Genomic DNA, 23405 nt, shown 5'->3' on the forward strand with positions numbered 1-23405 from the left:
TTAGTCCGTCTTCGCCTCATCACTCTCAGGTGTCATTGCGACGGCAACATTCTGGTCTGCCGCCGCAATCGACGTTGGAAGAGCGACATGTCTCTGGCGTTCGCGAATGAGTGTAATGAGGCCTGAGCCGATAATGAGCGCAATACCCACCAGCATCCAGCCATCAACGGCATCTCCGAAAACCAGATAACCGAAGAGAATGGCCCACAGCATCTGGCTATATTGCGTTGGCCCAATGACGGCAGCGGGTGCGTATTTCGCCGCATACATGACCAGCACGTTGGCGACAGCTCCGAGAAGGCCGTAGCCGGCCAGAAACATCCATTGTTCAGCATTGGGCGGAGTGAACGACGATGTCATCGCCACGCCGCAAATCACCAGCGTTCCCAGCAAGCCCGCCCCGTAAAGCGAGATATTCTTTTCCGATGGCCCCATGGCGCGGAAGATGACGATGGAAATCGCGCCGCAGAGACCCGCGACGATGGCAGCGAAATGGCCGGTCGAAAGTTCGCGGAAACCGGGTCTCAAGATTACCAGCACACCGGCAAAGCCGATGATGACGGCAGACCAGCGTTTGATGCCGACCTGTTCCTTCAGGAACAGAACCGACATGATGGTCACGAAAGCGGGCAGCAGGAAGATGAGGGCGAAGGCTTCGGCCATTGAGAGATGGGTGAAGGCCGTGACGGAGGTGATAGCGCCGAGACCGGAGGTCGCGAATCGCAGCAGCCAGAGCGGGCGGTTGGTTGTGCGGACGATATCGCGCCAATCGTCATTGCGTTTGCGAATGAATGGCAGGGCGCAGAGCCCGAAGAGCGCGCCGAAAAATGCGGACTGGATGGGCGACAATTGCCCTTCGATGAGCTTCACGCTCGCATCGCTCCAGGCGTAGGCCGCAAAGGCTGCGAATGCGAGCAGAATGCCCTTCAACGTGCTATCGGACACGGAAACACCTGAAAATATTTAGGGGCCGGAAATCGACAGCGGGGAGGCGCTGACGATCAGTTCATTGCCGTATGCTCTTCCAGCTTCAATCTGGCAATATCCCGCAGTGCATTAATAAGCACTTCCTTGCTTTGCGCGCCGCTGACGGCATATTTCTGGTCGAGGATAAAGAAGGGAACGCCTGCGACGCCCATCTGCTGTGCGGCGTCTATTTCCGCCACGATCGTGTCCTTGTCGGCGTCGGAAGCTAGCAGTCTGGTTACGACCTCTCGGTTCATACCGGCCTGTTCTGCAATATCAGCCAGAACATTGTGGTCACCAATGTTGCGACCCTCTTCGAAATTTGCCTTGAAAAGCGCCGTCGTTACCTTGTCCTGAAACTCGCGTCCCTCGGCATGTGCCCAGAGCGACAGGCGGTGGGCATCCAGCGTATTGGGGCCGATCTTGATGGCGTCGAAATCGAAATTTATGCCGACTTCCTTGCCAAGCTGCGTCAGCATCTCGTGGGCCTGCTCAACCTTTTCCTTGCCGCCCAGCTTCTTTTCAAGCTCAGCCTTCTGATCCACGCCTTCAGGCGGATAGTCCGGGTTCAGGCGGTAGGGACGCCAATTCACATCAACGCTGACCTCATCCTGAATTTCAGCCAAAGCCAGATCGAGCCGCGCCTTGCGAAGATAGCACCAAGGGCAAACCATGTCCGAGACGACGTCGATAACAATGCGCTGCATGGTGCTTCCTTTCAGAATTTGAATATCTGCCCCATCTAGGGGCGTTGTTGGCCATGCGCAAGGCGTTACCAAAAGAGAACCAGCTTACTGAGCGCGGGCATCCCACCATGTCTGTTTCTGGTTTCCGACCATCGGTGTCATCTCCGGTCTTGCGATATATTTCCAGCGCGCCACCCACTGCGCACCGATGTGATACAGCGGAATGATATAGTGGCCTGCCGTCAGCAGACGGTCATAGCCTCGCACCGCCGCTTGAAAATCTTCGGTGGAACGCGCCTGCAAAAGGGCGTCCAGCATGCGGTCCACATCAGGGTCGGCAACGCCCGCATAGTTGAAACTGCCATTGGCATCACGCGACGCAGAGCCCCAGCGGTTCAGCTGCTCGGCACCCGGAGAGAGCGATGATGGTAGCGAGCGGATGATCATGTCATATTCGAAGCTGTTCGAGCGCGCCTGATATTGCCCGTCATCCACCGAGCGAATGGCCATGTCGACGCCGATCAGCCGTAGGGAGCGTTGATAGGCAAGTGCGATCCGCTCCTGCGCCGGGTTCTGGGTCATGATTTCAAAAGCAAGCTGGCGGCCTTTGGCATCAGACATCTTGCCGTTCTTGATCGTATAGCCACCTTGCTTGAGCGTATCGACAGCCAGCTTCAGCACGGTGCGGTCAGCACCGGAACCATCGGTAACGGGCATGGCGTAGGTGCCAGCCAACAGCTCCGGCGGCAGCTTCTTGGCCGCATCTCCAAGCAGGGCAAGTTCTCTTGCATCGGCGGCATTGCCGAAGGCACCCAGCGGCGAGTTCTGGTAGTAGCTCTGCGTGCGCTTGAATGAGCCACCCATGATGTTGCGGTTCATCCATTCGAAATCGAGCGCGTAAGACAGACCTTCGCGCACCTTTTCATTCGCGAAGATGGCTTTGCGGGTGTTGAACACGAGGCCGAACATGCCGGATGGCTGGCGCGGTTCGAAAATATCGCGGGCAATGTCGCCGCGATGCACAGCCGGGAAATTATAGGCCTGTCCCCAATGGGACGTGTCGGCTGATCCGTTGATGGCATCGCCTTCGGGATAAATGTCGATATCGCCTTTCTTGAAGGCCTCGAACATCGTCGTCACCTGAAGGAAATAGAGAATGCTGATCTCGTCGTAATTATCGAAGCCGACCTTGGATGGCACATCCTTGCCCCAGTAATCAGGGTTCCGCTCCCAGATAACCCGTTCTCCCGGTCGCAGAGATTTGATTCGGTAGGGGCCGGAGCCGACCACTTTGCCAAGGCCGCTTTGTTCGAAAGTGTCAGGGTCAATAGCGTGTTTCGGCAGGATCGGCGTCGAAGAGGCGAGAATCAGCGGCGTTTCGCGGTTGGCATTTTCGTTAAAGGTGAAGCGCACGCCGTGCTCGCCGATCTTCTCCATCTTCGCCACGCCGTTCAGGCGGCTGTTGAAGGGCGGGCGGCCCTTGTCCTTCAAAAGATTGAAGGTGAACATCACATCTTCGGGCGTGACCGGCTGGCCGTCCTGCCATTTTGCCTTGGGGTTGAGGTTGAACTGGATGAAGGTGCGGTCGTCGTCCCACTCGGCGGTTTCAGCGAGCAGACCATACAGCGAGAACGGCTCGTCGCCAGAGCGCTGCATCAGAGGCTCATACATAAGGTTGCCGAATTCCGGATCCCAGACGCCGCGCGCCGTTGTGCGCATGCCCTTCAAGACAAAGGGATTAAGGCTATCGAAGGTGCCGACGACGCCGTAGGAAACGCGCCCGCCTTTTTTCACGTCCGGGTTCACATAGGGGAAATTCTTGTAATCTGCGGGCAGGGCAGGTGTCCCATGCATCGAAATCCCGTGAAGAGGTTCCGCCAGCGCCAGACCTGAAAAGAGGAGAGCAGGGATGAACGCCAAAAGGCTTCGCATGTTAATTGTCCTGTCGCATTCTGGCTGTCTTGTCACGGTATGTCGCTTTGACGCAAAACCGCTCGCCTTGTATTGATTCCCGCGCGAATGTATCACACACGACTATGGCAGGCATCGGACGACGGAAAACTTGTCGGCCTTCAAGAAAAAGTTAAAGAAGTGCTGGATATCGCACCCAGCGGGATGTAACAGAGTTGCCGAAACAGTCGGGTCACGCATTTGCCTCATTTAAACGACAGTGGAACGGGCAGACGGATACCGGTGATGTTAAGCAGTTCGTGCCGTTCTGCTTCACATAAAAATTTAGGAGACGGAACTGTTATGATGCAAACCGCAAACACAATCACCCGTGCAGCCCTGGCTGCTGTTGTTGTTTCTCTGGGTGCCGTGTCTGCACCTGCCGTGTCGCAGGCCCAGCAGGCTGCTCCGGCTGCCGGAGGTGCTGGCGCACCACCACTCGGCTGGTTCAAGACATGCAGCAAGCAGGAAGACAATGATGTTTGCGTCGTGCAGAACGTCGTTCTTGCCCAGAATGGCCAGATGATCACGGCTGTCGGCCTCATCAGCGTTGAAGGCAAGGTCAACCGTAAGCTGCTTCAGGTTTCCGTACCAACGGCGCGTCTTCTGCCTCCTGGCGTGATGATGCAGATCGATGGTGGCAAGGGCCAGAAGCTGGATTACGCAGTCTGCCTGCCCGACAAGTGCACAGCTGAAGTGCCTTTGACGGATGCGATGATTGCCAGCATGAAGAAGGGCACGGAGATCGTGTTCACCTCCATCAACTTCCGCCGCGCACCAAACCCGATCAAGATTGCTCTCTCCGGCTTCACCGGTGCTTATGATGGCCAGCCAATCACGCAGTCGCAGCTTGCCGAAAGCCAGCGTTCGTTGCAGGAAGGCATGCAGAAGAAGGCTGAAGAGGCTCGCAAGAAGCTCGAAGCTGCTCAGGACGCTGCCAAGTCCAAGCCTGCGAACTAATCAGTTCGACAAAAAAACCGGTCTGAAATTTCAGGCCGGTTTTTTGTTGCTCAGATTTCAGTTCGGACGATCAGTGCGTCATTGCTGACTTGGCCCGCAGCTCACCATTAGGAGTGGTGTCGAAGATGCGGGAAATATTCGGGTTGCGAAGCGGCTGATCGCTTTCGTCGTGGACAAGGTTCTGCTCGGACACGTAGGCGACATATTCGGTGTCGTCGTTTTCTGCCAGAAGGTGATAAAACGGCTGGTCGCGATCCGGACGAATTTCCGCAGGAATTGCGTTCCACCATTCTTCAGTGTTGGCATATTCCGGGTCTACGTCGAATACCACACCGCGGAACGGAAACACCCTGTGGCGAACAACCTCGCCAATCGTAAATTTTGCGTCTCTTTGTTTCATGGCATGCACATCCTTTCCCCACACAATTTGGGGTCTGAATGAAAAATATCAAGATATTTGGTGTCTGGACCACATTTTCTTGAATGACCTTGTCGATTCATACCCAAAAGAAAAGGCGGCCCGAAAGCCGCCTTTTCTAGTTCTTGATCAAGCCGAGTAGTACATGTCGAATTCGACTGGGTGCGGGGTCATTTCGAAACGCATGACTTCCTGCATCTTCAGCTCGATGAAGGCATCGATCTGGTCGTCATCGAACACGCCGCCAGCCGTCAGGAACTTGCGATCCTTGTCAAGGCTGTCGAGCGCTTCACGCAAACTACCGCAGACCGTTGGAATCTTCTTCAGTTCCTTCGGTGGCAGATCGTAGAGATCCTTGTCCATTGGCTTGCCGGGATGGATCTTGTTCTTGATGCCATCGAGACCAGCCATCAGCATCGCGGCAAAGCCGAGATACGGGTTCTGGGCCGGATCAGGGAAGCGGACTTCAACGCGCTTTGCCTTCGGGTTGGAGCCGAAAGGAATACGGCAGGAAGCGGAACGGTTACGGGCCGAGTAGGCCAGCAGAACCGGTGCTTCGTAGCCAGGCACCAGACGCTTGTAGGAGTTGGTCGTCGGGTTGGTGAAGGCGTTGATGGCCTTGGCATGCTTGATGATGCCGCCGATGTAGTACAGGCAGCTCTCGGACAGGCCTGCATATTCGTCACCAGCGAAGGTCGGCTTGCCGCCCTTCCAGATGGACTGGTGAACGTGCATGCCCGAACCGTTGTCGCCAAAGATTGGCTTCGGCATAAACGTCGCCGTCTTGCCGTAAGCATTTGCGACCTGATGCACGACATATTTGTAGATCTGCATCTTGTCGGCGTTGCGCACCAGCGTGTCGAACTTCACACCCAGCTCGTGCTGGGCGGCCGCGACTTCATGGTGATGCTTTTCAACGACAACGCCCATTTCGCCGAGAACGGTCAGCATTTCAGAACGCATGTCCTGAAGGCTGTCGACTGGAGGAACCGGGAAGTAGCCGCCCTTGACGCGTGGACGGTGGCCGAGGTTGCCGGTTTCATAGTCGGTGTCGTCGTTGGACGGCAGCTCGGACGAATCCAGCTTGAAACCTGTGTTGTAAGGGTCGGCTTTGTACTTCACGTCGTCGAACACGAAGAATTCAGGCTCAGGACCAACGAAAATCGTATCGCCGATACCGGAGGCCTTGAGATAGGCTTCGGCCTTCTTTGCCGTGCCGCGTGGGTCGCGGTTGTAGGCTTCGCCGGAGACCGGGTCGAGAATGTCACAGAGAATGACCATGGTGGACTGAGCGAAGAACGGGTCCATGTGAACCGTTGCCGTATCTGGCATCAGCACCATGTCGGACTCGTTGATGGCCTTCCAGCCGCCAATCGAGGAGCCGTCGAACATGACGCCATCGGCGAACATGTCTTCGTCCACGCAGGCAATGTCCATCGTCACGTGCTGCAGCTTGCCCTTTGGGTCGGTAAAGCGCAGGTCCACGAACTTGACGTCGTTGTCCTTGATCTGCTTGAGAATATCGTTTGCGGTCGTCATAAAACTTTTCCTTGAGTGTTTTGATAACAAGGTGAAGCCCCAGCTTTTCTTGCTGGGTGCAGTCTTTTTATATGGCGTCTACGCCTGTCTCACCCGTGCGGATACGAATGACCTCTTCGATATTGGAGACGAAAATCTTTCCGTCGCCAATGCGGCCTGTCTGCGCTGCGTTGCGAATGGCCTCGATGACGGCATCCGCATTTTCATCCGCAAGCACGACTTCGACTTTTACCTTCGGCAAAAAGTCTACGACATACTCTGCGCCGCGATAGAGTTCCGTATGGCCCTTTTGACGACCAAAGCCCTTAGCTTCCGTAACCGTTATTCCCTGAAGTCCGACTTCCTGAAGGGCTTCCTTCACTTCGTCGAGCTTAAAAGGCTTAATGATCGCTTCGATCTTTTTCATGAGAAAATATCTCTCCGCTTCTTCCGTTAAAGCGGTCTTTCCGCTCTGCCACAAGAATGCACGTATCGTGCCAGATCGGAAGCCGCTTTGAATAAAAAAACTTCGAAAAATGGAGATATGAAGCTAAATTTGGTTCGCCTTCGCTGTTTTCGTGGACGAAAATACCGTTCAGGAACAGCGATATGGCGATTTTTTGATGATTTTGCCGATTTTCCATCATGGTTGAAAAGCGCAAGCTCGAATGTGGATGAGATTATTTTTTAGCCATTTGATTTTATTTTGTGCATTCAATTTTGCCTAATTTTGCGTCGATTGCATTTTGCGGAATTTTACGCTGAATATGCCACCATGATGTTCTCCACCAGACATGCTTTGACAGATCCCTCCGCCATGGCGCGCATCGACGCTGGCGCGGAAGCCAGCGGCATTTCCATCGCCTCATTGATGGAGCGCGCGGGGCAGGCGGTCGCCGCATCTGCGCTCAAGCACTACCCACAAGCCATTCGTTATGTCGTGCTGTGCGGCACCGGCAACAATGGCGGCGACGGGTTCGTGGCCGCGCGTGCTTTGAGGCAAAGTGGGGCCGATCTCGCCGTTTATCTGTTTGGGGATGCGGCAAAGCTGAAGGGCGCTGCCCGGCAGGCGTTCGAAGCCTGGGATCTGCCAGTCGACGCACTTGATCGCTACGAGCCACGGTTTGGTGACGTCGTCATCGATGCGATTTTCGGCGCGGGGCTTTCTCGTAATGTTCCGGATGACGTGAATGCCATTATTGTTAAGGTAGAGGCTGCGTCCATTCCAGTTATCGCCATCGATTTGCCGTCTGGCCTTTGCGGGCGGCGCGGTATTGCGCTTGGGCGGGCTTTTCGGGCGGAGCAGACCGTGACTTTTGTGGCGCGCAAGCCCGGCCATGTCCTGATGCCGGGGCGCACCTTGTGTGGCTCGGTCGATGTCTTCGATATCGGCATACCCAAGCGCATTCTAAAAGGGCATTGCGGCTCTATCGTTGAGAATCATCCTGCGCTCTGGGTGGACGCTTTCCCCAAGCCGCACGAGGACACACACAAGTTCAAGCGGGGACATCTGACGGTATTCTCCGGCACGTCCCACGCCACGGGCGCTGCCCGCATGACGGCGATGGCGGGTTTTCGCGCCGGTGCTGGCATCGTCACGATCGCGGCTCCGCACGAGGCACTGGGTGTCCTTTCTGTGACGCTGACGGCTGTGATGGTGTCGGCAATCGAAACCGACGGGGAGCTCGAGGCTTGGCGTGATGACAAGCGGCATGCGACCTATGTTCTCGGCCCCGGCTTTGGCGATATGGAGAAAGCACGTCGCTTCGTCTCACTGGTGAAAGACAAGGCGCTGGTGTTGGATGCGGATGGCATCACGGCGTTCAGGCAGGAGCCGCAGCAGCTGTTCGATCTTTTCGCCAATGACGCGCCTCGCATTCTGACGCCACATGAAGGCGAGTTCGGTCGGCTGTTTCCCGGTGTCGCCGCAGACGACAATCTCAGCAAGATCGAGAAAGCGCAGGCGGCAGCAGCTCTCAGCAATGCCGTTATCGTTTACAAGGGTGCAGATACAGTCATTGCGGCACCGGACGGTCGTGCGGCAGTCAATACCAATGCGCCATTCTATCTCGCCACTGCCGGTTCTGGTGATGTCCTGGCGGGAATAGCGGGCGGTTTTCTGGCGCAGCAGGTTCCGGCTTTCGAAGCCGCCGCTGCTGCCGTCTGGCTTCATGGCGAAACGGCCCATAGGCTGGGTGCGGGTCTGACCGCCGAAGATCTGGCTGCTGCGGTCCGTCCGTTTCAGTCCTAATGGACGGGCTTGCCTTGGCTGGCGACAGCGGCCATGCGGGATGCGCTCATCACCAGCTTGCGCTCCGCACGCTCCTGCTGCGGCGTGCGATTGTAGATTTCGCGATAACACTTGGAAAAATGCGATGCGGAGACGAAACCGCAGGCAACGGCCACTTCCACAACCGGCATGGCAGATTGCACCAGTAGGTGTCGTGCACGATCCAGCCGGATTTCCAGATAGTAGCGGGCAGGGGACCTACCCATCTCCTGCCGGAACAGCCGCTCCACCTGTCGGCGTGACAGGTCGGCGTCGTCTGCAATGTCAAGCAATGACAGCGGTTCCGAAAGATTGCTTTCCATCAATTCGATGATCGACAGAACCTTGTCGTTCTGCACGCCGAGGCGCGCGCGTAGCGGAAGGCGCTGACGGTCATGCGGGTTGCGTACCCGGTCCGTCAACTGCTGTTCGCAGACACGGTTGACGAGGTTTTCGCCGAAGTCCTGGCCGATGAGGTTCAGCATCATGTCCAGAGAGGCGGTGCCACCTGCACAGGTGTAGATGTTGCCGTCCACCTCGTAAAGATCTGCATAGACCTCGACCTGCGGAAAGGCTTCTGAGAAGCCGGGTAGATTTTCCCAGTGGATCGCACAGCGCTTGCCATTCAGCAATCCTGCCTGAGCCAGCACATGTGCGCCCGTACAGAGACTGCCGACAGCAATGCCGCGATTGTTCGCTTCGCGCAGCCACGCATTGACGGATTTGTTGCTGTATTGCTCGATATCGATGCCGGAACAGATCAGCACCATGCTGGGGCGATTTTCACCGCTGACCGATTTGCGTTCATCCGCCAATGAGGTGTTCGCTTCCAGTGCTATGCCGCTGGAGGAGGCGACCTTCTGGCCATCCGCAGATGCCAAGCGCCACTCGTAGGCTGCATAACCCAGCATGCGGTTGGCAATACGGAGCGTTTCCACCGCAGCCGTGAACGGCAGCATGGTGAATTGAGGGACCATGAAAAAGACGACGGTGCGTTTTTTGGGAGGAGTTTTGCTCACGACGACCATGCTCCATTGCGGAAACACAATTCCTTGCTTGGAAATGGTCCGCTGTATATCTCATTTGCGACGCTTTCGGCACAAGATACGACGGCGCTGATGCGGTGTCAAAAAAATGATCCGAGTGGCCGGTTTGACGTTCCTCAAACATGCCGAGTCGGAGGCAGAGCCATCCATGAGATAAAACTGATATTTTGCATTTTATTAATATTGTTTTCAATTTTTAGGCGCAGCCTTTGACCGATATTGCCGAATTGCGCGTTCTGTTGACGTGATGGAACGGTGCTCTTCGAAAAGGGCTGAGCGTTCCTGTCCGGTGCCTTTAAGCGGAGTATTGCGTATGCATGAAGCTGGCCTGACCGTGCTGGTCGTCGAAGACGAACCGATCATTAGATTCACCCTGACGGATGTTCTGGAAGAGGCGGGCTATACCGTTCTGGAAGCATCGAACGTGCTGGAGGCGGTGGCCATCATCGGCAAGGTGCACACCATTTCTGCCGTCGTGACAGACATCGATATGCCCGGTGGTCTCTCGGGTATTGATCTGGTCCACATGCTGGACACATGTCAGCAGCATATTTCGGTCATTGTCACCTCCGGGGGACATGCGCCGGATACGCTGCACCTACCGGCAGATGCGCGGTTCTTCAGCAAGCCCTATCATTTCGATGACATCTTCTTTGCTCTGCGTGCCGGGATCGCTGCCAAAGCGAAGAGTGCTTCGAGAAAGCGCCTTTCCAGATCAGGCGGTTGGCAACTCGGCCATCCATAAAAACCAAAACGCCGGCATCTCTGCCGGCGTTTTTTTGTTTTGTCTGACGAAGGCGCGTTATGCCGCGCGCAGAAGTACCAGGCTGCGGCCTTCAACGGTATAGATTTCGCCATTGGCAATATTGTTGCTCGGTGCAGCTGGGTCGGCTGTCGTCAGTTCCGTCATCCAGCCATGGTCTGCGTCCGGCAACTTGAACTCGACAGCGCCATCATGTGGATTGAACAGGATCAGCACGTCTTGCCATTCATCCGCTTCCGCTGGCGAATTGCCTTGCTGGTCCTGTGTGAGGCGTAGGCCAAGCGATGTGCTGCCTGCATCCTCCCATTGCTCCTGTGTCTGCTCCCCACCACCGGGGTTCAGCCACGTCGCATGGGTGCCGTCACGCCAGCTGTCACGTCTCAGCAAGGAGTGGGACTGGCGCAAATCGATCAGCTTCGAGGTAAAGGCGCGAAGCGTTTCGGCGCTTTCTGGCAGATTTTCCCAATGAACCCAGCTCAACTCGCTGTCCTGGCAATAACCGTTATTGTTGCCCATCTGGCTGCGGCCGAATTCATCGCCGGCCAGCAGCATGGGAGTGCCATGTGACAGCAACAGGGTGGACAGGAAGTTCCGGCGCTGGCGATCACGCACGGCGGTGATGTTCTCATCATCGGTCGGACCCTCTACGCCATAGTTGAAGCTGCGGTTATCGCCGTGGCCGTCCTTGTTGTCCTCGCCATTCGCGTCATTGTGCTTCTCGTTGTAGGACACGAGATCGTTCAGGGTAAAGCCATCATGTGCGGTGATGAAGTTCACGCTGGACCAAGGCCTGCGGCCTCGCAGGTCATAGACATCGGCTGAGCCAAGAACACGGGCTGCAAAATCGCCAGCGGTGCCGTCCTCGTCCTTCCAATATTCGCGCACCGTGTCACGGTACTTGTCGTTCCATTCCGCCCAGCCGGGGGGGAAACCACCGACCTGATAACCGCCGGGGCCGATGTCCCAGGGCTCGCCGACGAGTTTCAGTTTGGAGAGAACAGGGTCCTGACCCACGGCATCGAAGAAACCACTGCGCTGATCGAAACCTTCCGGCTCGCGGCCAAGAATGGTGCCGAGATCGAAACGGAAGCCGTCGATGTGCATGTCTTCGGCCCAGTACCGCAGCGAATCCGTCACCATCTGCAGCACGCGCGGATGCGACGTATTGACCGTGTTTCCCGTGCCGGTATCGTTGATGTAGTAACGCGGCTTGTCCGGCATGGTGCGGTAGTAGGAGAAATTGTCGATACCCTTGAAGGACAGGGTCGGTCCCAACTCGTTGCCTTCTGCGGTGTGGTTATAGACCACGTCGAGAATGACCTCGATACCGCCATCATGGAACGCCCGCACCATATCGCGGAAGCCTGCCATGCCCTTGGGGCCATAGTAGCGTGATGCCGGTGAGAAAAAGCCGAGCGAGTTGTAACCCCAGAAGTTTTTCAGGCCCTTTTCCAGCAGATGGGAATCATCCGGGAAGGAGTGGATCGGCAACAGCTCGACGGAGGTGACGCCAAGGCTTTTGATATAATCGACGATCTGCTTGTCGCCGAGACCTTCATAGGTGCCACGCAAATTCTCTGGTACGCCGGGGTGCAGCTTGGTGAAGCCCTTGACGTGGGTTTCGTAGAAAATCGTCTTGGACCATGAGACATCAGGCTTTTTGTCGTTGCCCCAGTCGTAATCTTTGGGATCGATCACCCGGCACTTCGGCATCTTGGCGGCGCTGTCGCTCTCATCGAAGGAGAGATCCTTGTCTTCCGCGTCCAGCTTGTAGCCGAACTGCTCCGTACCCCACTGGATATCGCCAACCAATTCGCGCGCATAGGGGTCGACCAGAAGCTTGTTGGGATTGAAGCGATGACCCTTTTCAGGGTCGTATGGGCCGTGCACGCGATAACCATAGAGGGCGCCGGGTTTCAGTCCGGGAATGTAGCCGTGCCAGATTTCATTGGTGAATTCCGGAAGGGTTATGCGTTCGATTTCGGTTTTGCCGTCCTCATCGAACAGGCACAGTTCGATCCGTTCCGCGTGCGCGCTGAAAATTGCGAAATTGACACCATCACCGTCGAAATTCGCGCCGAGACGGGTGAAGTCGCCGGGCAAAATGCTGGAACCGAACTGGGCCATAGATATCCTCGTGCTTGATTGGGGCAGTGGGAAATGTGGTGGCCGGGTATTTGTTCCGCAGTGCAAAAAAATGGCTCGCCAAGATTCAATCTTGCGAGCCATCTATTTCATCGTTTGCGCCGCTCTTACTTGGCGGCAATACGCATGCGTTTGCTGTCGCTCGATGGCCATCCAATATCCTTCAATGTATCTGCCGGTAGGGCTTCCAATGCGCGCAGCGATTGTCTGCGACGCCATGATGCGAGTGCACCACCGCCAAGTTCGACAGCTAGGGAAAGCCAATGCCGGGAATGAAGCCTAAGCCATGACGGGCTCCGGCTATGCTGGGTTATCGTGGTCATTTTGAAACTCCTTTATGCTCCACGTTCTGTGTCAGACAAGATTGATATGCGCGCTTGCGGCGCATCAATCAAACGAATGAATTTTATGTCTCTCATCACAATTGGTGATGTTTTAAAGCGTGATTTCGAGACGCCATTCTTTGTCTGTCGGGAAACAATGCGAGATCGTTGACAATCAATCAAACGAAATGATATCGATCTATTGATCAGAAAAATTGAAAGCATGTCTCATGACAGTTTCTTTCCGCCAGCCATTGCCTCTGTTGGACAACGACATCCTCAGAACCTTCGTCGCAATTGCCGAGACCGGTAATTTTTCGACGGCTGCCGAAGTGGTGTTCCGAACGCCATCGGCCGTTTCGATGCAGATCAAAAAGCTGGAGGAGCAGTTGAAGACGACGCTGTTCCTGCGTGATGCGCGCTCCGTGACGCTGACGGCGCATGGCGAGACGCTCCTGACATACGCGCGGCGTATGATTGCCTTGTCCAACGAGGCTGTCGCGCGGTTCGTCATGCCGGAACTCTCTGGCGTCGTGCGGCTTGGTGCACCGGAAGATATCGGCGAGCGGGGTTTGCTGCCCGGTATCCTCAAGCGTTTTGCAGAGGTTTTTCCGGCCATCATGGTCGATGTGACCATCGATAACAGCTCGCAGCTCTACAAGCGCATGGATGAGGGCCGGCTTGATCTGGCACTCGTCAACTGTGCGTCTCTGCCGCTGCGAGACACGGGCGAAGTCCTGATGCGCGAAAGGCTGGTTTGGGCGGGTGCGAAATGCGGCACGGCGCATATGCGCGATCCTTTGCCGATCTCCATCTGGGAAGATGGCTGCATCTGGCGCTCCGAAGCCATCAACTCGCTGGAAAAACAAAACCGCCGCTTCCGCGTGGCTTATCTCAGCGGCCATACTATGGCGCAGAAGGCCGCAATCGAGGCCGATCTTGCCATCGCTCCGCTGCCGCGCTCCTATGTGCAAAATGACATGGTCATCCTGAGTGAGAAGGACGGTTTGCCGGAGCTTGGCTGCTTCGATATTCGCCTCATTCTTGCGGACAAGCCGACACGCCCCGTTCAGGCGGTTGCCGACAGCATTCGCAATGCTTTCCGGGATGTTGCGCAGGTTCTGTAGTCAGCGGAATTATTTTTTACCTTAGCGCGGAACCGGTTGGCATGTGCTGCGTTTTCTGCGCGCTAATTCGATCATCGTTTGCGCTGCGCGCGCAGACATAAGGGGAGTTTCAATATGTTCACACGTTTCTTCGCAACCACTGCCGCTGTTCTCATCGCCCTCGTTTCCTTGAGCTCTTGCGGTAACACGATCCGCGGCGTCGGCAAGGATGTAGCTGGTACTGTGGACGGCACACAGGCTGCTGGACGAAGCGTAGATCGCGCCGCGCGCCGCTAAAAGCTTCCACTGAGATTTACACGAAAAAGCCGGCGATATTTTCGTCGGCTTTTTTATGGTCACGATGTTTTTAGATGTGTTTTCCTGAAAAGAATTCTTAGGCCTTTAGAGGCCTTATTCTCGTCGCCCTCCAGCGCTTTACACGTTCCCAACAACAGATAGATGAGACATGGGGAACGATGCGCAAGCTGATACGATACCTGCTGCCGTTTTTATTCTCGACGAGCGCGGGTGCAGCCGAGTTGCCAGATTTCTGTCAGGCTCTCGATCATATGGGTGGTCGCTATACGGTTTGCAGTTTCGATCCGGCGAAGAGCAATATTCGGCTGTACCAGTGGGATCATGTTGCTGGAAAACCTTACGGCTCGTTCGAGGCGCTGTCCTCTGCGCTGTGGAGACAGCATAGTTTCGTCACCTTCGCCATGAATGGCGGCATGTATCACCGGGATCTGTCACCGGTTGGTCTTCACATCGAAAACGGCGTCGAAACGTCCGCCATCAGCACCGGTGGAGGTTGGGGCAATTTCCATATGCAGCCCAATGGCGTGTTCTTTATGGATGGTCAGAAAGCCGGTGTGCTGGAGACGAGCGCTTACCTCAACGGCAATATCAAGCCGGATTTCGCCACGCAATCGGGGCCTATGCTCGTCATCAACGGCCAACTCCATCCGAGATTTTTGCCGAAGAGCGATAGTTTGAACACACGCAATGGCGTTGGCGTCTCGGATGACGGTAAGGTCCACTTTGCAATCTCCGAAAACGCCGTCCGCTTCTACGATTTCGCGACGCTGTTTCGCGACCGGCTGCACACGCCGAACGCCCTTTATCTCGATGGCAGCATTTCCAGTGTGGACATACCTGCGGCCAAGCGACGTGACTGGTGGCACCCCATGGGGCCGATCATCGCCGTGGTGGATAGGGTGCCGGACTAGGGCCGCACCCTTATAGCGGTGATTTTGGGTAGGCTTTTTCCAGTCCGCCTGACTTTGTCAATCCGGCGCGAAACGCGGCAAAGGCAGCATGCTGGCTGCTTTTTGAGACTTCATGAAGACGTATCTGCATGCGGGCAGGGCCATTGTTGCCGAACCACTCGCCACATTTTTCAAGCTTCAACGCGTTCAGAAACCGCGCCTGCGATTGCTGATCCAGAAACAGATGCAGACCTTCCAGAAGGTTTGCGTCCTGCAGCGCATTTTCCAACAGCAGCCTCAACCAGGCCTGATCGTCTTCCGTCATGGTAGTGATTTTCGATGCGACGGTGTCGCGGTCTGGAAAGGTCGAAGCCGTGGCCTGCATGATGTGTCACCGTTTCTGAAGTTGACGTTCTCTCGATATGCAAGATGCCCGATAATCCACATGTAAAATGCGTTCAATATGGTCGGGGCGCAATCTATGCAAAACCGCGTTCAGCTGCGGGTTTATACACATCTCGACGCCTCATGATGAACGAATTCAGACTGTGTTTACACTTTGGTCCAAATTGAGACGGGTGCGGAGCGAACCTTGTTTCGAAATGGACATCTAAGCCCTTGTTTTTTATTGTACCTATGCAGTGAGTGAATGGCAGATCGGCAAATACGCCTTGCTTTAGCCGTTTTTTGCATTTGCCTTTGTCACAAGTTTTTAATAAATGGTTCACCCACTGGCCGACGCATGAACGGCCCGAGAGTAACACGCTGGAGTAATCATGGACGAAACCGCACAGAAATCCTGCTGGGCCGTAACATTTCGCGCACTTGCAGGTTTTGCCGCTTTTCTCGCATTGACCTACGTTTTTGGTAGCCCGTAAAAATCTCTCTTAAATTTTCAGATATCGCAGCACGGTTTCTCCCAGAAACCGTGCTGTTTTCGTTTGCGGCACCCGTATGTCGCGCTCAGTGCATTTCATGCCCATTTTGATATGACACGTTACGATGGTTCAGATAGACTGACCCAATACGTCTATACATAGGGCAGGCAGATATGTTTCTTTCGGTTTTCGATGTGTTCAAAATCGGTATTGGACCCTCCAGTTCACATACGATGGGACCGATGTCGGCTGCAAACCGCTTTTTGGAAACAATTCTGTCGGACGACTGGCCACGACCATCCGGTGCTGTCGTCTCTTCCATCAAGGTCAGCCTGCACGGTTCTCTGGCCTTTACCGGCATCGGTCACGGCTCTGGACGTGCGGTGGTGCTGGGTTTGAATGGGGAGCGTCCCGATCTGGTTGACCCGGATGCGATGGACCGCATCGTTGCCGATGTTGAAACAACCGGCCTGGTTTCGCCGGCGGGTCATCCTTCCTATGTTTTTCGCCCTGCTGAAGATCTGATCTTCGACAAGAAGAACCCGTTGCCGGGCCACGCTAATGGCATGACGTTTTCTGCTTACGACAAGCAGGGCCGGATGCTGCTCAAACGCATCTATTATTCAGTCGGCGGTGGTTTCGTGGTGACGGACACCGAGCTGGAAGCGATGCGTCAGCGCGGCAAGACGGTCGATAACGGGCCTAAGGTTCCCTATCCCTTTGCCAGCGCCAAGCAGATGCTTGAGATGGCGGAGCGTTCTGGTCGCACCATTGCGCAGATGAAGCGCGCCAATGAAGAGACTGTCATTTCCCGTCAGGAACTGGACGAGCGGCTGGACCAGATTTGGGACGCGATGAATGGCTGTATCGAACGCGGTCTGAAAGGCGAGGGCATCATGCCCGGTGGTCTCAAGGTCAAGCGCCGTGCGCGCTCCATTCATGACAAGCTCAATGCCGAATGGCGCAGCAACCGGCTCAATCCGCTGCTGGCAAATGACTGGCTGAGCGTCTACGCCATGGCGGTGAATGAGGAAAATGCCTCCGGCGGTCGCGTCGTGACGGCCCCCACCAATGGCGCTGCGGGCGTGGTGCCAGCGACTGTTCGCTACTTCCGCCATTTTCATGACGACGCAACAGTGGATGACATCAGGGACTTCCTCCTGACGGCGGCGGCCATTGGCGGCATCATCAAACACAATGCTTCGATTTCCGGTGCCGAAGTCGGCTGTCAGGGGGAGGTGGGGTCCGCTGCTGCCATGGCTGCTGCGGGGCTTGCTGCGGTCATGGGCGGCTCGCCTGCCCAGATCGAGAATGCGGCTGAAATCGCGCTTGAGCATCATCTCGGCATGACCTGCGACCCTATCGCCGGGCTGGTTCAGGTTCCCTGTATCGAGCGCAATGCCCTCGGCGCGGTCAAGGCGGTTACTGCCGCATCGCTGGCGCTGAAGGGGGATGGCGAGCATTTCGTGCCGCTGGATGCCTGCATCGAAACCATGCGCCAGACCGGCAATGACATGAGCGAGAAATACAAGGAAACCTCCACCGGTGGCCTTGCCGTTAATGTGGTGGAATGCTGAACATCACAACTTATCAATGCTTGACGCAAGAGCCCAAACGGCCTTGATAGGCCGCATGTCTCTAAATCTTATCAAGCTTTGTGTTGGCGCTGATTCCATCGAGGATTTGCGTGAGTGGGTCTCCCGACGCGCCCTTACGGCAATTGCAGCGGGCCTCGAACCGCATAGCGTCCACACCACCCGCATGTTTCCCAAACGCGCAGAGGAACTGCTGGATGGCGGCTCGCTCTATTGGGTGATCAAGGGCCAGGTACAGGCACGCCAGACACTTCTGGATGTCCGCTCGTTCAAAGGGGAAGACGGTATCAGCCGTTGCGATCTGGTGCTTGGGCCGGAGGTCATCGAGACCTCGCCAGCGCCCAAGCGGCCATTTCAAGGTTGGCGCTACCTAAAAACCGAGGAAGCCCCGCGTGATTTAGGCGGGGCAGGCATGTCCGACGATCTGCCCTCCGATCTGCGGCGCGAACTGGCTGAACTCGGTTTGCTATAGGCAAAAAAAGAGCCGGTCCGGGGCAACGGAACCGGCTCTGGCACGGTCTGGTCCAACGGGGTGACTAGACCGGCCATAAGCATGCGTCGAGCGTGGGCTAATCGCCCACCTCACTTATCACTTGATACCGGCGACAGCGTTTACAGCGCGGCCATCCTGAATTTTGACCCAGCGGCCTGGGTTGGTGCTGTCCTGGCGCTTGAGGTAGGTATATTCCGTCTCGGACCAGTCCATGACCTTGTTGCGCAGGTTGTCGAGAATGAAGTCGCCGCGGTCGGTGCGGACCGTGAGAACTGCGTGGCCAGAGCCATTTGGCTGAAGAACGACCGTTATCAGCAGGTCAGACGGGGAGATGCCCTTGTTCATCAGCATCTTGCGCTTTAGCAGAACATAATCTTCGCAATCGCCGACGGTCGTCGGGTAAGCCCAGCGTTCTTCAACGCCGTAAATTTCCATATCTGTCATTGGCGTGATCGTGGTGTTGACCGTGTAGTTCACGTCCAGGATCATCTTCCAGTTTTCTTCCGTCAGTCTCAGCGGGCCTCTGTCGGCAGATGTCGGCTGGCACTCGCTCTGATACGTCTGGCAGAATTCATAATGACCAATTGGTGGGTTGGCCTTGCCCATGATGCGCATTGCTGCGGCTGGCGATGCTTCTGCTTGTCCCGCAAATGCACCTGCGATCAATGTTGCGATCAAAAATCCGAAACGGCTGATTTTTTTCATTTCTTGTCTCCCCGTTGTGAGGAGAAGAATGCCAGCGATATTTTGACCGCCCGCAAATAACGGCGCTCAAATTCGATGTTAAATTTAGGAAAAACAGCGCTTTATTTGAATTAGTTTTGATCTGTATTTGAAGAAAATTTGATTAGAATTTTATCGTTTCGGTTAGAATTTTCAATTTTAAATCTCTCTAAGTCTTTGTAAAATTGAACTTTATGGAGCGATCTGGTTAATGGTACTGTGCCAGTTTGAGGGGTATTGGCACGTTTAAACTATTCTTTGACTATACTTCAGTAGCCGCATATGTGATTTTCAGGCATCGAAATCAATCAAAGGATGTGAATTTCTATCTTTGATTGTAGCATTTGTGTCATTTCGAGGCTGTTTTTTCTGCTTTTTCTCGAAAATATTTTCGTTTTCCCACAATGGCACAGGTTGTTTGCGGGTTTTTACGTGCTGTTTCAGGAAGGGACTGTGCGTGAACCTCGGTCTGGGCCAGTTTAGGGCACAAAAAAACCGGCTCACGCTATGCGCTGCCGGTTATGTCGAGCGAAAATTTTGAGTGTCAGAGAAACTCGATCAACGCGTCGCGTGACTGAACAGAGTCGAATTCGATCGCCACGCCTTCCATGAAGTGACGGACGATGCGACCGGCCATGTTGCCAAGCCGCACATTTGTGCCAAGTGCCGGACGAACATCGATCTCGACAGCAGCACCCGACAGCGAAAGGTCGATGATGCGGCATTGGGCGATATTACCATCGCTGAGCAGAAGATCGGCAATTGGGTTGCGCGGTGTCAGGCGGTCATGACGGCGGTCTTCCGGAAGGCCAAGAGCCTGACGCTTGGCGACCCATGCCAGTTGCGCGGCCAGCTTTTCGCGTTTGCGTTCGGTCGCCATGATGGCAATGGTGAAGCCATCCGCCGTCAGTGCTTTGACGATGCCTTCGATGCGACCGATGTGCTGAAGATAGGCAATGATGCGATCGCCGTTTCTGGGGCGAACGAAGCACGTGATGCGCGCGGTCTCAGCCGTCATTTCATTCGCGGTGCAATCATACTCTTCCTGTGAAGGAACCATCAACCGACCTGACAAGCCCACCGACACAACCTCTACAGGGTTCGGTTCCGCAGTACGTGCTGCAAAGGCGACAGTGGTTGATCGAGATGAGAACATGGGCGGCACAATAAAGAGGGATGATCATTCTCCTTTATATGTGTCGAGTTAACAGACCGTTCCGCAATAACCTGCGAATATTCGCATTCATTCTCATAAAAAGACGGAGCGGTTGATAGCGCTATCAAACGCCGGGGGTTCAACGAATGTATGGGAAGCTGGCACCTCCAGCAGTCGGCTTCGTGTCAGCTCCAGAGGTTTGAACGGCTGGCCGAAATCTGCCAGTGGTGGGTCGGAGACGAGCGCGCCGAGCAGGCGAGAGGGGAAGTGTGCTTCGGCCTCCAGCGGCAGAAGCAGCATTTCAAATTCCTGGGCGGTATGGCCGCTGGCGCTTTCGGCCCAAAGATCGAAGATAACCGGCCTCTCATGTTGAAACACGCCGTTGGCGATGCGGCATGCTTCGTAAGCGGCCTCCGGCTGCCACATCATGGAAAACGGCGTGTCGCGCAGTTCGCGACAGAAGAGATTATAGAGGCGCGTTCCCGTCAAACGAAACACGGGAGCGTCATCACCCAGGTCGGTCAGAACGAACAGGTCGGGCAGCACATGGCGAATTTGCGAGGGATCGATCTCGCCACGCAGCGGTGCAGGGCGATTGCCCCGAATTTCGTTCCAATAGGAGTAAATCTCCAGGCTTGCATTCGTCTTCATGACATAGTCTCCGTCCCGCAGGGCACCTGTTCCAATTCGAAACAGATGCCGCGTTCATTTGCGGTGCTGAAGATGTCCTTGCGATTTTCATGCCACGCGCTCGGTCATCACAATCCCTCGCAGCCTTTATTGGTTGCAGCCGTGACGTATCGTCGGCGCTTCTTTTTCCGGCAGCGTTACTATATTGCTCGCACGAGAACATACGGACGCGACGGGAAGGAAGATCGGCCAATGACGGACAACCAGGGTGAGACACCACAGGCGAATGATCCAGCGCCGCCGGAGGTCCGTCAGAAAACACCGGTTTTTAACCTGCCTGGCGCTCTCGTGGCCGTTATCGGCCTGTTGATCGCGGTACATGTCGTTTCGACCTACGTGTTGTCCGACGATGGTTATGGCTGGTTCATCTTCACCTTCGGCTTCATTCCCCTGCGCTACGCCATGCCCTTGTCGCAGCAGGGACTAGAGTGGCTGTGGACCCCGATCACATATTCGTTTTTACACGGTGGCATAGAGCACATCCTTTTCAACGGGCTGTGGCTGATGGCGTTTGGCGCTCCCGTTCTGCGCCGAATAGGCACATTGCGTTTCACTTTGCTCTGGTGTGTCTCTGCCGCTGTTGCCGCCTTCGGACATACATTCCTTCACTGGGGGGACGCCACGGTGCTGATCGGCGCATCCGGTGTTGTGTCGGCGCTGATGGGCGCGGCGTGCCGCTTCGTCTTTCCAGCACATGGCGGCGGATACCATCCGTCCATTGGGCACCTGCTGCCGAGGCAAGGTATTCTTCAGTCGCTTTCCAATCGCACGGTCCTCATCTTCACTTTGATGTGGCTGTTCGGCAATCTGCTCATCGCTTTCGGAATTCCGCTTATGGGGGATGTCGGCGGTGAGGTTGCCTGGGATGCCCATATTTTCGGGTTCCTGCTCGGTTTCCTGTTCTTCGGCCTGTTTGATCGCAAGATCATCCCGCGCGCTTAGGTACCTACGGTCTCTCTCAATCGATTGAAGCTTTTTAGCCCACGGAAATTTATTGCTTTCCATAGGCTCGTGGCGCACCATCGGCTTGTAAGTGAACCGCCTGCGCCGTGGAGGAGACATTGCGCGCGGTTCAAAGATCAGCCGGACAGGAGGAAACATGGCGATATTTGTGAAAGAACTTCTCGACCTCAAAGGCCGTGAGGTCGTAACCGTCAGGCCGGACCTGTCGCTCGGAGACGCCGCGATCACCCTGCATGAACACCGCATCGGTGCTGTCGTCGTTACCGATGACGCCGGTGCCATTCTCGGCATCTTCACAGAACGCGACATGGTCAAGGCCATCGCAGCCCATGCCTCCGCTGCTCTGCAGACCAAGGTTTCCGACGTCATGACGAAGAACGTCACCCGATGTCACGAGGGATCGAGCACCGATGATCTGATGGAACTGATGACAGGCGGTCGTTTCCGACATCTGCCGGTGGAGGCAGGCGGTCGTCTGGTTGGCATCATCTCCATCGGTGACGTCGTTAAAGCGCGCATCAGCGAAATCGAGGCGGAAGCCGAACATATCAAGGCTTATATCGCTGGATAAGGCTTACGGCTCTCAGGTTTGAAACACCTGCTGCATGCGTTGCAGTTCCGGAATTCGGGAGCGCGTTTCTTCGTATCCGCGCTCTATCGATTCGGCAGCGCGGTGAAATTCCGAAAGACCAATGTGGTTGATGCGCGGGTGCAACGTTAGATCGGGCGGATCGCCCGCGAGCTTGGCGCGTGAAATTCTATCCTGAATAATGTTGAATGCCTGCACCATGACGCCCGGCAGTCCAATGCGCGATGATGACTCTGCTGGCGTCTTCACGGTGGTTTCCTGGCTGCAAGCACCGGCGCTGTGTTTGACGACGGCGGAGCGACCGAAAATATCGTAGTTGAGGTTCACCGCCACCACCAGCGCCTGCTCGTAGGCACGGCAGACGGAAACCGGAACAGGGTTGACCAGCGCACCGTCGATCAACGTCCGTCCATTGCAGCGCACCGGTTCGAAAATGCCGGGTAATGCGTAAGACGCGCGAAGGGCCGTGATCAGATCGCCCTGATGCACCCACACTTCATGACCGGTTTTAAGCTCTGTCGCGACTGCGATGAACGGATGTTCGAGGTCTTCGATATTGAGGCCGACGAGGTGTTCCTGCATGCGCTTGGTCAACCGCATGCCACCAAACAACCCACCGCCACCAATCGTCAGGTCCAGTAGACCCGCGATGCGGCGCATCGTTAGAGATCGCGCGAATTCCTCGAGTTCGTCCAGCTTGCCCGCGAGATAGCAGCCACCCACCAGCGCCCCGATTGATGTGCCGGCGATCATGCCTATTTTGACGCCAGCCTCATCTAGCGCCCGCAAAACGCCGATATGCGCCCACCCGCGTGCCGCGCCGCCACCGAGTGCCAGCGCAATGCGGTTTGCAGGAATTCGAGGTGTCTGGGCAGGAGTTTGCTGCTCGATCTTTTCCAAACTCGCCGTTGCCGCCGGATTTTCCCGATTTAGTCCCCAACCCAACATCTATTCCCACTC

24 protein-coding genes are annotated in these 23405 nt (G+C 55.7%); 10 read left to right on the plus strand and 14 right to left on the minus strand.

The window, feature by feature from the left end:
- From CPJ18_RS08630 to CPJ18_RS08640, 3 genes are all read right to left on the minus strand, one after another.
- On the minus strand, positions 1-945 hold the full coding sequence (locus CPJ18_RS08630; RefSeq protein WP_103657741.1) for a DMT family transporter: 945 nt from the start codon (positions 943-945) through the stop codon (positions 1-3).
- 56 nt (positions 946-1001) lie between these two features.
- A complete protein-coding gene (locus tag CPJ18_RS08635; RefSeq protein WP_103657742.1) occupies positions 1002-1673 on the minus strand; it encodes a DsbA family oxidoreductase in 672 nt (223 codons plus the stop codon).
- Positions 1674-1757: 84 nt separating this feature from the next.
- On the minus strand, positions 1758-3584 hold the full coding sequence (locus CPJ18_RS08640; RefSeq protein WP_103657743.1) for an extracellular solute-binding protein: 1827 nt from the start codon (positions 3582-3584) through the stop codon (positions 1758-1760).
- A 321-nt stretch (positions 3585-3905) separates the two neighbouring features.
- Here CPJ18_RS08640 and CPJ18_RS08645 point away from each other — a divergent pair, with 321 nt between their 5' ends.
- Complete coding sequence (locus tag CPJ18_RS08645; RefSeq protein ID WP_077101304.1) at positions 3906-4562, plus strand: invasion associated locus B family protein; 657 nt, start codon at positions 3906-3908, stop codon at positions 4560-4562.
- A gap of 70 nt (positions 4563-4632) precedes the next feature.
- Here CPJ18_RS08645 and hspQ read toward each other — a convergent pair whose 3' ends face one another.
- From hspQ to CPJ18_RS08660, 3 genes are all read right to left on the minus strand, one after another.
- Positions 4633-4962: a heat shock protein HspQ gene (gene hspQ / locus CPJ18_RS08650; protein WP_077101302.1), complete on the minus strand. Its 330-nt coding sequence runs from the start codon at positions 4960-4962 to the stop codon at positions 4633-4635.
- Positions 4963-5109: 147 nt separating this feature from the next.
- Positions 5110-6519 carry a type I glutamate--ammonia ligase gene (gene glnA / locus CPJ18_RS08655; RefSeq protein ID WP_077101300.1) on the minus strand — a complete coding sequence of 470 codons (1410 nt, stop codon included), beginning with the start codon at positions 6517-6519 and terminating at the stop codon, positions 5110-5112.
- Between the two features lie 67 nt (positions 6520-6586).
- Complete coding sequence (locus tag CPJ18_RS08660) at positions 6587-6925, minus strand: P-II family nitrogen regulator (RefSeq protein WP_038542987.1); 339 nt, start codon at positions 6923-6925, stop codon at positions 6587-6589.
- A 348-nt stretch (positions 6926-7273) separates the two neighbouring features.
- Between CPJ18_RS08660 and CPJ18_RS08670 the strand changes: the two genes are divergently transcribed.
- The gene (locus CPJ18_RS08670; RefSeq protein ID WP_103657913.1) at positions 7274-8749 is read left to right on the plus strand and encodes an NAD(P)H-hydrate dehydratase; all 1476 of its coding nucleotides are present in this window, start codon (positions 7274-7276) and stop codon (positions 8747-8749) included.
- On the opposite strand, the gene CPJ18_RS08675 is transcribed toward CPJ18_RS08670, so the two are convergent.
- Entirely contained in the window at positions 8746-9744 is a 999-nt protein-coding gene (locus tag CPJ18_RS08675; protein ID WP_421424788.1) for a GlxA family transcriptional regulator, read from the minus strand. The two genes, CPJ18_RS08670 and CPJ18_RS08675, sit on opposite strands and share 4 nt — an antisense overlap.
- 382 nt (positions 9745-10126) lie before the next feature.
- Here CPJ18_RS08675 and CPJ18_RS08680 point away from each other — a divergent pair, with 382 nt between their 5' ends.
- Positions 10127-10558: a response regulator gene (locus tag CPJ18_RS08680; RefSeq protein WP_103657745.1), complete on the plus strand. Its 432-nt coding sequence runs from the start codon at positions 10127-10129 to the stop codon at positions 10556-10558.
- A 57-nt stretch (positions 10559-10615) separates the two neighbouring features.
- Here CPJ18_RS08680 and glgX read toward each other — a convergent pair whose 3' ends face one another.
- Both glgX and CPJ18_RS26985 read right to left on the minus strand, forming a co-directional pair.
- Entirely contained in the window at positions 10616-12703 is a 2088-nt protein-coding gene (glgX, locus tag CPJ18_RS08685) for a glycogen debranching protein GlgX (RefSeq protein WP_103657746.1), read from the minus strand.
- 125 nt (positions 12704-12828) lie between these two features.
- A complete protein-coding gene (locus CPJ18_RS26985; RefSeq protein ID WP_077117122.1) occupies positions 12829-13044 on the minus strand; it encodes a DUF1127 domain-containing protein in 216 nt (71 codons plus the stop codon).
- Between the two features lie 230 nt (positions 13045-13274).
- Between CPJ18_RS26985 and CPJ18_RS08695 the strand changes: the two genes are divergently transcribed.
- From CPJ18_RS08695 to CPJ18_RS08705, 3 genes are all read left to right on the plus strand, one after another.
- Complete coding sequence (locus CPJ18_RS08695; protein ID WP_077101289.1) at positions 13275-14171, plus strand: LysR family transcriptional regulator; 897 nt, start codon at positions 13275-13277, stop codon at positions 14169-14171.
- Between the two features lie 114 nt (positions 14172-14285).
- Positions 14286-14447: an entericidin domain-containing protein gene (locus CPJ18_RS08700; RefSeq protein ID WP_077101287.1), complete on the plus strand. Its 162-nt coding sequence runs from the start codon at positions 14286-14288 to the stop codon at positions 14445-14447.
- Between the two features lie 179 nt (positions 14448-14626).
- On the plus strand, positions 14627-15379 hold the full coding sequence (locus CPJ18_RS08705) for a phosphodiester glycosidase family protein (RefSeq protein ID WP_103657747.1): 753 nt from the start codon (positions 14627-14629) through the stop codon (positions 15377-15379).
- A gap of 10 nt (positions 15380-15389) precedes the next feature.
- Here CPJ18_RS08705 and CPJ18_RS08710 read toward each other — a convergent pair whose 3' ends face one another.
- Entirely contained in the window at positions 15390-15743 is a 354-nt protein-coding gene (locus CPJ18_RS08710) for a hypothetical protein (RefSeq protein ID WP_103657748.1), read from the minus strand.
- Between the two features lie 666 nt (positions 15744-16409).
- Here CPJ18_RS08710 and CPJ18_RS08715 point away from each other — a divergent pair.
- A complete protein-coding gene (locus tag CPJ18_RS08715; RefSeq protein ID WP_103657749.1) occupies positions 16410-17813 on the plus strand; it encodes an L-serine ammonia-lyase in 1404 nt (467 codons plus the stop codon).
- 55 nt (positions 17814-17868) lie between these two features.
- Positions 17869-18303: a DUF1489 family protein gene (locus tag CPJ18_RS08720; protein WP_103657914.1), complete on the plus strand. Its 435-nt coding sequence runs from the start codon at positions 17869-17871 to the stop codon at positions 18301-18303.
- A 117-nt stretch (positions 18304-18420) separates the two neighbouring features.
- Here the strand turns inward: CPJ18_RS08720 and CPJ18_RS08725 are convergent, their stop codons facing one another.
- The 3 genes from CPJ18_RS08725 to CPJ18_RS08735 all read right to left on the minus strand — a co-directional run bounded on the left by CPJ18_RS08725 (position 18421) and on the right by CPJ18_RS08735 (position 20854).
- Positions 18421-19029, minus strand: coding sequence for a transglutaminase-like cysteine peptidase (locus CPJ18_RS08725; RefSeq protein WP_103657750.1), 609 nt, complete (start codon positions 19027-19029; stop codon positions 18421-18423).
- 562 nt (positions 19030-19591) lie between these two features.
- The gene (locus tag CPJ18_RS08730; RefSeq protein WP_077117113.1) at positions 19592-20203 is read right to left on the minus strand and encodes a PilZ domain-containing protein; all 612 of its coding nucleotides are present in this window, start codon (positions 20201-20203) and stop codon (positions 19592-19594) included.
- A gap of 93 nt (positions 20204-20296) precedes the next feature.
- Positions 20297-20854 carry a PAS domain-containing protein gene (locus CPJ18_RS08735; protein WP_103657751.1) on the minus strand — a complete coding sequence of 186 codons (558 nt, stop codon included), beginning with the start codon at positions 20852-20854 and terminating at the stop codon, positions 20297-20299.
- Positions 20855-21085: 231 nt separating this feature from the next.
- Between CPJ18_RS08735 and CPJ18_RS08740 the strand changes: the two genes are divergently transcribed.
- Positions 21086-21835 carry a rhomboid family intramembrane serine protease gene (locus CPJ18_RS08740; RefSeq protein ID WP_103657915.1) on the plus strand — a complete coding sequence of 250 codons (750 nt, stop codon included), beginning with the start codon at positions 21086-21088 and terminating at the stop codon, positions 21833-21835.
- Between the two features lie 157 nt (positions 21836-21992).
- On the plus strand, positions 21993-22427 hold the full coding sequence (locus CPJ18_RS08745; RefSeq protein ID WP_103657916.1) for a CBS domain-containing protein: 435 nt from the start codon (positions 21993-21995) through the stop codon (positions 22425-22427).
- A 12-nt stretch (positions 22428-22439) separates the two neighbouring features.
- On the opposite strand, the gene CPJ18_RS08750 is transcribed toward CPJ18_RS08745, so the two are convergent.
- Entirely contained in the window at positions 22440-23393 is a 954-nt protein-coding gene (locus tag CPJ18_RS08750; protein ID WP_103657752.1) for a patatin-like phospholipase family protein, read from the minus strand.
- Positions 23394-23405: the final 12 nt, after the last annotated feature.

It is taken from the genome of Agrobacterium rosae, from assembly GCF_002915175.1.
In the GTDB taxonomy this organism is placed as follows: Bacteria; Pseudomonadota; Alphaproteobacteria; order Rhizobiales; family Rhizobiaceae; genus Agrobacterium; species Agrobacterium rosae.